4 protein-coding genes and 1 pseudogene are annotated in these 12,094 nt (G+C 45.3%); 3 read left to right on the forward strand and 2 right to left on the reverse strand.

Translation table 11 applies throughout. From position 1 onward, the window contains the following. Positions 1 to 2: 2 nt before the first annotated feature. Complete coding sequence (gene glnD, locus ACRCA4_RS06795) at positions 3 to 2,630, reverse strand: bifunctional uridylyltransferase/uridylyl-removing protein GlnD (RefSeq protein WP_433185991.1); 2,628 nt, start codon at positions 2,628 to 2,630, stop codon at positions 3 to 5. 298 nt (positions 2,631 to 2,928) lie between these two features. Between glnD and ACRCA4_RS06800 the strand changes: the two genes are divergently transcribed. The 3 genes from ACRCA4_RS06800 to ACRCA4_RS06810 are packed head-to-tail and all read left to right on the forward strand — an operon-like array spanning position 2,929 to position 10,707. Then, entirely contained in the window at positions 2,929 to 3,279 is a 351-nt protein-coding gene (locus ACRCA4_RS06800) for a hypothetical protein (RefSeq protein ID WP_433185994.1), read from the forward strand. A 46-nt stretch (positions 3,280 to 3,325) separates the two neighbouring features. Continuing rightward, on the forward strand, positions 3,326 to 10,318 hold the full coding sequence (locus tag ACRCA4_RS06805; protein ID WP_433185997.1) for a toxin TcdB middle/N-terminal domain-containing protein: 6,993 nt from the start codon (positions 3,326 to 3,328) through the stop codon (positions 10,316 to 10,318). Then, positions 10,318 to 10,707 carry a hypothetical protein gene (locus tag ACRCA4_RS06810; RefSeq protein WP_433186000.1) on the forward strand — a complete coding sequence of 130 codons (390 nt, stop codon included), beginning with the start codon at positions 10,318 to 10,320 and terminating at the stop codon, positions 10,705 to 10,707. Before ACRCA4_RS06805 ends, ACRCA4_RS06810 begins: the two co-directional genes overlap by 1 nt. Positions 10,708 to 10,751: 44 nt before the next feature. Here ACRCA4_RS06810 and ACRCA4_RS06815 read toward each other — a convergent pair. Next, positions 10,752 to 11,999, reverse strand: a pseudogene (locus tag ACRCA4_RS06815) (IS4 family transposase); the annotation flags it as partial. Positions 12,000 to 12,094 lie beyond the last annotated feature (95 nt).

Here is a 12,094-nt window from a genome sequence, read left to right on the forward strand (position 1 = left end):
TATTAAAGACCTTCTGAGTGCTGTGAGAGTTGTTCAATTAATGCTGTTTTTAAGCTGGCTTGCTGCTCTTGGCTAAGTGCTTGTTCATCGCTATTTGATAGCATAAAGAAGTCTTCAGCCCTTTCACCTATAGTGGTAATTTTTGCAGCGTGAATATTGATGTTACAGCGTTGGAATACTTCACCAATATTTGCCAGTAAACCTGGGGTATCTAAAGCGGCAAGCTCTAGCATAGTGCGCTTGCTAGTATTGCCGGGCATAAAAGCGACTTTAGGCGGCACATTAAATTGGCGCATTTTTCGGGATAAACGATTTTTTTGCCGAGATAAATCTGGTTTACCTTGAATATATAATTCTAGGGCGCGTTTTATGCTTTGCTGGCGCGAAGGCGAATTAACGGGTTTACCATTTTGTTCTAATATTACAAAGGTATCCATAGCATAACCGTCTTTATTGGTCATAATTTGAGCATCAAAGATATTCACTTTTTTGCTATCTAAAGCGGCGACCATGCGGGCAAACAGTTGTGGTTGATCTTTGGTATAGATAAAAACTTGGCTGCCACCGCGAATAGGTGTCTTACTAATAAGCACCATAGGCTGCAGCGGGTTTTTATGCCGTAAAATATGCTCGCAATGCCAAGCAATTTGGCTTGGGCTATAGCGAGCAAAATAATCGGCTTTAATACGGGCCCAAAGCTGTAATATCTCGCTTTCACTAAACTTGTGTTTTAATAATAAGGGTAAAGCACCTGCTTGGTTTTCTCTAATTAAGTCACGTAAATCCATAGGCTTTTCTAAACCGCGGCGAAATGCTTTTTGCGTACTTAGAAATAGCTCTCGCAATAACGAGTTTTTCCAGTCATTCCATAAATTATCGTTGGTGGCCCGAATGTCGGCTAAGGTGAAGCAGTAAAGGTAATTTAGTCGAGTTTCATCCCGTACTTTTTCAGCGAATTCAGTCACGACGGTAGGATCATAAATATCTCGGCGTTGCGCTGTGATAGACATCAGTAAATGGTTCTCAACTAGCCAGACTATAAGCTTGCTATCAAAGTCACTTAAATGGTGTAACTTAGCAAATTCACGGGCATCCATTGCGCCAAGCTCGGAGTGATCACCACCACGGCCTTTAGCAATATCATGGAAAATACCGGCTAAATATAATAGCTCGGGTTTCTCCATTCGACGTACAATGTCGCTACATAATGGAAATTCATTCTCATGCTCAGCAAGGGTATATTTATATAAGTTTTTTAATAAACGATGAGTATGTTCATCAACAGTATAAGCATGGAATAAGTCAAATTGCATCTGGCCGACAATATTGCGCCATTGCGGCAGATAAGCGGCTAATATGCCATAACGATGCATTAAGGTAATCGCATTATCCATGCCGCGCGGGTGGCGCACTATAGATAAAAATAACTGCCGGCAGCCTTCATAATCTTGTAAATCACCCATTAGACGTCGTCTAACTTGGCGAATTAAACGCATTGTTGAGGAGTGAATGCCAGTAATATTTGAGTTATTGGCAATATGCCAAAATAAACGCAATAAGTTATCGCGCCGAGCGAAAACAGCATTATCACTGGCTGCGATTAAATGGCCTTGTAATTCAAAGTAGTCATCTAACGGCTGGGTTTTTATCGTGGAGTCTGGGTTTAAAATGCTACCATCGAAATGCTGTAGTAACATTTCATTTAGCTCACTAACCCGCTGCACGGTGCGAAAGAACCGCTTCATCATACGTTCTACTGAGGCTTTGCCATCAGCGCCAAAGCCGAGCCGTTCGGCGACAGCCGGTTGGTAATCAAATAGTATCCGGTTTTCGTTTCTATCTGCTTCTAAATGCAGCGCAAAGCGCATTTGCCATAAATAGGCCTCGCACTCCATAAGCTCTTGATATTCATCTTCTGTTAGATAGTGGTAAGCCACAAGCTCGCGCATAGTGCGAGTTTGAAAGTGCCGCTTAGCAACCCAGCCAATAGTTTGAATATCGCGCATACCACCAGGGTTAGCCTTTAAATTCGGCTCTAAGTTATAAGCAGTGCCGTGGTATTGAGCGTGTCGCTGTTGCTGCTCGTGGCGTTTGGCTTGGAAAAAATCTTGGCTAGTCCAAAAGTCATCGGCATACACCGCTTGTTGCAGTTGCTCAAAGCTAGCGTTGTTACCCGTTAATAGGCGCATTTCGAGCAGATTGGTGGCGATAGTAATATCGTCTTTACCAAGATGTAGAGACTCTTCGAGCGTGCGAACACTGTGTCCTACCTCTAAGCGTAAATCCCATAGTAAAGTAATAAACTGGCTAATAGCATCTTGCTGGCTATCGCTTAGTTGGCCTTGAGTTAAAATTAATAAATCAATATCAGAGCAAGGATGTAGCTCACCGCGGCCATAGCCCCCCACGGCTATTAAGCTTAAAAGCTTGCCTTTATGTAAGTCTAGCTTATGCCAAAGTTGTACTAACACACTGTCGATAAAATGCGCTTTTGCTTTCACAAGCGTATTTACGGGATGCTGGGCGAAATTACGACCAAGCCAGTCATGGAAGTCAGCAAAGTATTTCTTATAGCCGCTAAGGCTATAATGCTCAGGCAGTGGTTTGTTAAAGGTTATTGCCTGACTCATTTAACTGACCTCGCTGTTTTATAATATATAGCGTTATTGAGTATGATTATTCGCTGCTAATGAGCTAATTTCACTTAGAGTAACTTTAACATCTTTTTTATTCTTCTCATACAATCCAATCTTGAGTGGCTATTGTTATAATGTAAATATCCTGTTACGAGTGTTTAGCGGTTGCTGGACAAAATCAAAAAATTAATAGCGACTCACAATATATTTCACCGGCCCCATTTACAATGCAAATATTCTCAGTTATTATTCTTATGTAAAGATTAGGTTATTAAAAGTTAACGGGGAGTGTATGAGAAAAGCTTTGTGTTTAACATTGTTGGCAGCCAGTATGTCATTTAGCGTGATAGCAGGTTGTGATGGCCCAGCATGCTCTGGCGAGATTACTTCTTTTGCTGAAGCGTTGCAAGTTAGCCCAGATGAAATCATGGTTGCCGTTACTCCAAGCATTGACAGGAAAGCCCTGTCATGTGAGCTCAATAATGATAAATTTATTGCCGTGCCAACTAAAAGCAAGCATGCCGATGCGATGTATTCGTTGTTGTTAACAGCCTTTGCCGCAAACGCACAAGTGACTCTTGAGTTTAACTTGACTAAAAAGCAATGTGAAATTGGCTCAATCGAGCTAATTCCTTCTAAATAATAACCTATACCCTACCTTGTCGCGGTTAGCGAAGGAGTGCAATGCTATGCGTTCTGGATTTTGTCGTGCTCTGTTAATCGTTTTATTTTGTCTAAGCTTTGCTAGCGTTGCCGCTGGTTACGATGTGTACACCGACGAGTTCGGTAATATTTATCTAAAAGCACCCGACAAACTGATTGTGCTGCCACAGCAAAAAGCCATTCCGCTGCATGTTCCTGCGCACAACGGCTTAATGCGCCTGATAGAAATAAATGGCATATGGCAAGTTCAGATCTTATCTCGGGCGCAGTGGGATGCGCTTAACCTTTCGCTTGGCCACGATCTGGTAGAGGAGGTACGCCGCGGCGATTTTGATGATGATGGTAATGAAGAGCTCTTTTTAGCGTTACGTCACGGCACAACATCGCAATTGCTGATATCAAATTTAACTGACACCCCAGAAGTTGAATCATCCTATTTTGAAGTGGATGAGCTTGCCGGCGTTGCCCAAAATACTCCGGTGTATTCAACATTTTCAACAATTGCTGCTCCAACAATCAATGCACTTTCTGCCGGCGAATTTCGGGTAGATGAGTCCGGTGCGGCAACGTATGCCATGCCGTTAAATTTACCTGCTGGTATTGCCGGTGTTATGCCGCAACTTGCTTTTAGCTATAGCAGCAGTGGTGGAAATGGTTATATGGGCACTGGCTGGGCATTTTCCGGAACATCCGCTATATCCCGCTGCCCTCAGAATCTTTCAGTAGACAATTTACAAGGTAATGTTTCTTTTACCGCCGCTGATAGGCTGTGTTTGGATGGGCAACGCCTGGTAAAAAATGGGGCCAGTAATGACAAAAACGTTGCTGATGCCACTTATTGGAGCAGTTCAACGCAATTTCATACTGAACTTGATAGTTTTTCATTAATTCGTCAACACGGCACGTCAGGCCAAGGGCCAAGTGGCTTTACCGTTGAGACCAAATCAGGTGAAATCCACTATTACGGGGATATGTCTGCGGTAACGGGTAACGACACCATGGGTAAGCCGTTGGCATTAGCAGCAAAAAGCTATGGTAATGTTACTGAAACGGGCAGCGATGCATTCTTTGACACGTCGGCGACAAGTAATGTGGCAAGATTATGGGCGTTAAAGGCAATTAAAGATGTAAAGGGTAATTACATTGTTTTTAAATACACTGAAGATCACGCTCTAGGTGAACATTACCTGTCAGAAGTACATTATACCGGACGTTCAGGCGGCGCTGCGCCTTTTGCGCGAGTTATATTAAATTACGTTGATAACACCAAAATTGCGGTAGGGTGGCAGGCACAAAGTCGCGTTGCCATGACCAAGTTACTTGATACGGTGAACGTTGAACTGGACGGCGCCATTTATCGTCAATACCGTTTAAATTACTTTAACACTAATGTGTTGGAAGAGAAAAATTATCTGCTCTCTATTCAGGAGTGTGCGGATACTGGCAGTAGCAATTGCTTGCCAGCTACCAATTTCGACTGGAACCGTCCGCCTGCGGTCAGCACCACTTATGTGCAGCGATGCGACAATGAACCCGGAGCACCGCAGTATTGCTGGCAAGAGCCGGTAACGGGTAATTACTCACCTTTTTCCAGTAGCTATCAACTAAAAGGCTCATCTATAGGGCGCAACTTTCAACAGCTTATTGATATTAATGGCGATGGTTTTGTTGATCTTGTGTACCCGCGAGCGGGTCTTTGGCGTGCCCGCCTCGGGGGCACCACATCTAACTGGACAGACGTTTGTTTCACACCACCCGGCGAGCCAACCCAATGTACGCCGCAACCGGCTGTGAGTAACTTTGCCACTGAAATTAGTATGTCATCGGTTGGAGTGGCGAAAAAACAGTTTAGCCAAACTATCGACTACGATGGCGATGGCCAACGTGATTTACTGGTTGCTAATAGTACAACCAGTAACTGGCACATTATTTCCTTCACGCCATCAACTGCTGCTCGCGAGGTGTGTGAGCCGCAGCCACGTGGTCGCCCTCTTTGTGAAACTTACCAGGTTCAGCTAAATTACACTCTGCTCGACACTAAGCGGGTTGCTCATGGTTTAGAAGGCAGCGCATATATTGCGGATATTGATGGTGATGGCTTGGAAGATATCGTGTATGTCCGGGCTGGTCGCTTTCGCTGGTATCAGAATTTAGGACAAGTGGTTGACGGCAGTCCGTTCAGTGTTGAAAAAGATCTTGGCGTGATTGGTGGCGGATCGGTTAACGGTTTTGATTTAACCCCGCATCGCTATACCGCTGATATGAAATCAGCCTCTATGCTGGATGTAAATGGCGATGGTAAAACAGATATTCTAATTAAGCTGATCCATTCCGTATGGGAGCCCGATCCGGGTGCCAATTGCCAAATTCACTCTGTACTAGATTACGCAACTCAAAGCGTGGCTGGGCCTGGTTGTGGCCAGTGGATTACGTTTGAAACGGTAAAACTATATACTTCTACCGGTACTAGCTTGGTAGAACGCCAGGATCTGGGCAATATCTCCAATGTTCGCGCGGTCGACTTAAATGGTGACGGTTATACCGACATAATGTATCGCAGCAATAACCGTTGGTTTTATCGTTTATCTAATGGCAACCAGTTTCTGCCACCACGTCAGGCTAACCTGCCCGCTGTCGCCAACAATTTAGTGGGTTTAACTTATTTTATCGATATTAATGGCGATGGCAGAACAGATGTGCTGCTGCCCACCAGTAGCAGTAATTGGGATATTTATTTATCCAGGCCAACAGCTAGCGCAGAACACATCATTTTTGAAAGCCGTGGTAGCAGGGCTTTTGATAGCAATGCCGCAATACAGTTTGCTGACATCAATGCCGACGGTAAGCTGGATCTGCTGACGGCCACGAATGATAATGGCTGGAAAATTTTTCACAGCCAGCGGCCGCATGTTAATGAGTATACCATTAACAAAATCACCAATGGCTGGGGTGTTGTCACTGATATTGAATATAAAAATATCACTAATAAGACCGTGTATTTCCGTGATGTATCGAGTAACAACTCCGGCAGTGACTTTTTCTCACCACGAGCAGGTATGTATGTGGTATCTAAAGTTAGCTCAGAGGTTAACCCTGCGAAAAAGGTTAGCGTAACCTATCAATACGGTGGTTTGCTGGTGCACAAAAAAGGCCGCGGCATGCTGGGTTTTGAGGTGCTGCGTACCAAAGACGAGCAAACTAAAGTAGTGACTGAAACGGTTTACAACCAGTTGTGGCCCTATACCGGCATCCCGAAATCGACCACGCAAGTGCTGGCTGTAAACGGTACAGAGCAATCATTGTCATTTGCTAAAAACACCTTAGCCAAACGTACTACTGCGCAAGGTGGCGTTTACCCATATATTAGCGCCAGTGAAGAGCATAGTTATCAGCTTGGCAGCGATAACCAACACTATGCTTTGGCAACAACAACCAGCAGTTTTAGTTACGACAGCTATGGCAACTTGTTAAGCAATACCGTCGTGCAAAGCGATGCGACTATTGCCAGCCAAAAGTTAACCACTACTACAGTTAACACTTATGGTAGTGCCGTTGTGCAGCAGCGCTATGGCAGGCTGGCTACTACTAAGGTGACAAAAACTCAGGGCGCTAACAGCCAGGTGCGGGATAGTCATTTTGATTACTATGATCGTACCGGCGGCCTGTTGCTTAAAACAGAAACCTTAGCACCTACTGCTCCGGCGCACCGTACTATTACGCAGTATAGCTATGATGCTGCCGGTAATATTACCCGTAAGGCCGTTACCGCAGGTACTAATGCCAGCGGCAGTGTCACCGCCACTCGTAATAGCGACAGTGTATATGATGGCCGCTTTCGTTATCTGAAAGAAAGCATTAACCACCTGGGTTATAAAACCATTTATACCTACAACGGCTTAAGCGCTGATGCCGTAACCGGCCGGCTTAATTTTGTTAACACCGTTGATGCCAATAACCAAGTTAGCAGGCAATATATTAATGCGCTGGGCCAAAGCTATCGCAGCTATATTAAAGGCCATAGCAGCAGCGATCCGGTCATTAACAGCTATACCGAGCGGCATTATTGTACCCAGCTATCTGGCGGTTGTGGTGTTACCGGTGCTTATGCGCGGGTACGGCAATATGCCGACGGCGGTGGCGAACAGCTGCAGTTTCTGGATAAATATGGCCGCGATATCGAAAGCCGAGCCAAACTTCTAACCGGTAGCTGGTCTGTCAGCAGAACAACCTATGATGCGCAGGGCCGGCCAGAATACAGTTACGAGCCCGGCATTGGTGCGGCTTCTACCCACGCCAGCCGTGTAGAGTACGATCATTTAGGCCGGGCCTTTAAAACCCATTTAGCCAGCGGTGGCGTGAGTGAAATAAGCTATCGTGGTTTCTTAACCATTACCACCGACCCAGAAGGCAAAACGCAGCAAAGCCTGACTAATTATTTGGGCCAGACAAAACAGGTAGTTGATGATCTGGGTAACATGCTCGACTACGGCTACGATGTGTACGGCAATCTTGAAACCGTATACGCGCAAAGTATTAGCGGTGTACGCAGCCTGCGCACCCGTAACTATTATGATGCGTATGGCCGAAAGTACCGCATGGATGATCAGGACAAAGGCAGCTGGCACTACAGCTATAATGGTTTTGGTGAATTGTTAAGCCAGACCGATGCCAACAATCAAACCACAGCATTTGACTATGACAGCATAGGCCGTATGACACGCCGCTATGACCCCTCCGGCACCAGCTGCTGGGATTACGGTAACAGTTCGGCCAGCTATAACCGTGGCCAGTTAACACGGGTGCGTACTTTTGCCAGTAATGTGCAGTGTACTACCACCGCCGCAGCAGACTATGAAGAAATTTACAGCTACAACAGCCGCGCCTTGCCAGCCAGCAAACTGGTGCGTGCTGCCGGCGGTAGTTTCAGCATTAGCACCAGCTATGACAGCTTCAGCCGGCTGCATTTAGTCACGTACCCCAGCTGGACATTAAACCCTGCAGATGACCTGGTTATTAAACATGAGTACCAAAACGGTGCCCTGGTCAAACTAACAGATAGTAAGACCAACCATGTATATCAGCATATACAGGCAGTCAATGCCCGTGGCCAGGCAACTAAGGTGCATTATGCCAATGGCGTAACCGAAGATCGTAATTTTTACAACGCCAGTGGCTGGCTCGATACCCTAACCGTTAAGCGTGGTAGTACTCATGTACATAACATGGATTACAACTACGACTATGTCGGCAATGTTACCCAACGCCAGCTTAATTTTGGCAGCGTCGGCAGCCGTGCCGGCTTTACTGAGGTGTTTAATTATGACGACCTGCACCGGGTAACCAAACGGACCATTGCCAATCTTAGCGGCAGTGCCGGCTATAACAGCCTGCCTGCGGCGCTAAAGATGGAAGAAAGTTACCGGTATGACCACTTTGGTAATATCACGTTTAAAACCAATGTGGGTAATTATTGTTACGACAGCAGTAAAACTAACCGATTGTTGGCAGTAGGGTCGACTGCAAGTTGCACCGGTACAGGAGCCTACACATTCGGCTATGATCATAACGGTAACGCAACTGCAGACGGTAAGCGTACTTTTACCTATACATCCTTTGATAAACCCAGCCGGGTAACCCAGGGCGCCAACCGTACAGACTTTACTTATGGCCCCAACCGCGAGCTGTATCGTCGTACTGATGTGCGCGACAACAAAACCACCGATACGTTATATATTGGCGGTTTGTATGAGCGGGTAAGCTTACCTACAGCAGTCACCGAACATAAGTTTTATGTTGGCAATGCGGTAATTACCAAGCGCAGCAATAACGCCCATGACGAGTATTACCTGCACAAAGACGGCCAGGGTTCTACCACCAGCATAACCAATGCAGCTGGTAGCTTGCTGCAACAGTTTATCTACGACCCCTGGGGCAAGCAGTACAGCGTAAGCAGCAACAGCTTATTTAGCACTTACAGCAATCCGGGCGACAGCAAAGGCTACACCGGCCATAAGATGATTAACGACTTTGACGTTATTCATATGGGCGGCCGTACCTATAACCCGATACTCGGCCGCTTTATGCAAGCCGACCCCTTTGTGCAAGCGCCGAATAACCTGCAAAACTATAATCGCTATAGCTATGTGCTGAATAACCCCATGAGCTATACCGACCCTAGTGGGTATTTCTTTAAGAAGCTTAAAAAGTTTGTTAAGAAATATTGGAAAGCTGCTGTTGCTATTGCTGTTACTTACTTTACAGCGGGAGCAGCTAGTGGATGGGCAATTGGCTGGGGTATGGGGACGGCCGCAACCGCAACAACCGCAGCATCTTTATCTGTAGCAGGCTCAATAACTGCAGGGGCTATAGCTGGGGCAGCAGGTGGATTTGTCGGAGGTGCCTTGGCTACTGGTAACTTGAGAGGCGCAGCGCGAGGGGCATTTTCTGGAGCTATAGCAGGTGCAGCAGGTGGTTATGCTAACTTTGGTAATGTTGGAGGTTGGGGGGATGCCGCTAAACGAGTGGCGGTTGTAGCCGCTGGAGGTTGTGCTGCTGGTAAAGCATCTGGTGGTTCTTGTGGTAAAGGTGCAAGAACGGCTGCGATGGTACAAGCATTAACTATGGGGGCAAGTGAACTTTATAAGTCAGTTAGTACAAAAACAAGTAAAGTGACTGGGCAGCCATATAATGAAAGTGGCGAGCCACACTTGTGGCAAGAAGGACAACCTGATGTTGGTAAACAATTGTCAGGTGAGCAGTTAGAGCTAGTAAAAGCTGGGAAATTGAAAGCTCCTTTGGGATCTGATCAATCAAGCTTTATGCAAACAGTTGCAAAAGGACCTTATATGGATGCATTTGCAGAGTTTCATGACGGGTTGCATGATTATTCTTTTATACCAGATGATCAATTTTCACTGATTGCCACTATGCCGCCTTCTTATGTGGTTACAGTGGCCGCTGCTATGCGACCATACTCACATTATTATTATTTAGACTTGCTAAATGATAGGAAAGGATAATGAATTCTGGCCATTTAATAGCGTTAAAGGTTATTTGTTTTATTCTGTGTGGTTGTGCGGTAGGTCAAGATGATTACGTCAGATTCAAAAATAGTATGATTGGTCAAGTTATGCCATATAAGGAACCATTTTCTTTTGAAAATGCTGGAAAGTTGATTAGATCTGACTATGTTAAAGGTGGTCAAGGACTTACTCAAATAACTAAAGATGAAGAAGGAAATTTAGTTTTCCATTTCAGTGATCAAGAAATACTAGAGAATACTCGAACTGAAAAAACATGGGTGGGAAAATGTTTAACTTATTATATTGTGGAGCCTGGAACTTACATAATTAAAAGTTGGGGATTTGATAAGGGTGGAAACCCTTTAAGTTGTAGAACTTGGCCTTAAGGTTAACTTTGCGGTCTTCATACGTATGACCTTTGTGAGCTAACCTACTGATTTGCCGTGTTATTCAGCAGCTTAAATAAACCTGTTTTCTGGTCTCTTTTCACATTCTGTCGTCGACAATGCTGAGCTAAAAATGCCATTGCGTTATTCATGGCGTTGACTAAATCTGCGCCAGAGCTCACCGCAATATCAATGCAAAACGGTAACCACCACATATGAGCTGATTTTGCGCCAGTAAAAAGTGACAACACCCGGTTATACTTCTTTTCAGCGGCGTTGATAAGCCAGCGTTTTAAGGTGGCCGCCAGTAAGCTACCCCAGATGAGTGTTTCGACGATAGTGGCATGGCATGTGTCGAATTTATTTAAATTATTCATCGACTTCCATTCTTTAAACAACAGCTCTATTTGCCAGCGAACACGATATAAATCACCTACTGCTGTGGCAGGGAACTGTTCACGTCCAAGGTTGGTGCATACCAGTACATGACGCTTTTTATGGTCTAATGCGGCAAAGGCCACGCAGCGATAAACTGGGCCATCAGGCCAGTGCACATCTAAATCTAATACGCCTGTACCAGGTAATTCCTTTAACCATGTCTTCAGCGGCTTCTTCTGCTGGCTCACACTACATACGGCCATTGGATTAATGCTGTTGCTCATCCGCATAATAAAATACGCGCTGGCCTCATGCAGTTGCTGCACATAATGCTTTGAAAAATAACCGGCATCAGCCATAAATAAGCACCCCGTTAACGCTGCTGGCGAAGGCAAATAGTGCCGCTCTGGCGCGATATCCTCTGTCAGACTAACGCAATCAGGTTGGGCCTTGAGTAAGTCATACGTGACATGCAGCTCAATCGCTGCCGGGCTGGTTTCATTAAAACGTCCAGGAAAATAGAGCATTAAGTCGTCATGTACGGCGAAACTGGTGCCATCTTGCAAAATAATACGCTTAAACATCTCCTGGTATTTATCTCTGATAGCAAACATATCAGGGAGGTGCAGCGCCAATGCCTTTTCAAACACTTCGCGCATAAACTCAGGAGCAGCCATCTTAACTAACTGTTTATGAAAGGGTTTAAGCTTTATGTCAGTGCCATGCAAATGGTTAAATTGTCGGTGAATATCGGCAATCGATTGGGTTGTGCCTGCACCGAGTGCACTGACCAGAGCCATACATAGCTTTTGTGGTGTGACGTGCCGCCGCCGCTGCATCAAGCCTAACTGCTGACCCAGTGCATCGAGCGCATTTGCTGAAAAAAGTCGTTCAAAAGCGTTTAAAAATCGCGATAAATGGGGTCAGATCAAAATTAAAAAGCTTTAAAATAATTGGGGTCAGATCAATATTAAACAGGCGAAATTCAAGAGCTTAATTTTGATCTGAC

Origin of the sequence: Rheinheimera sp. WS51 (assembly GCF_050936095.1) — a bacterium.
Lineage (GTDB): Bacteria > Pseudomonadota > Gammaproteobacteria > Enterobacterales > Alteromonadaceae > Alishewanella.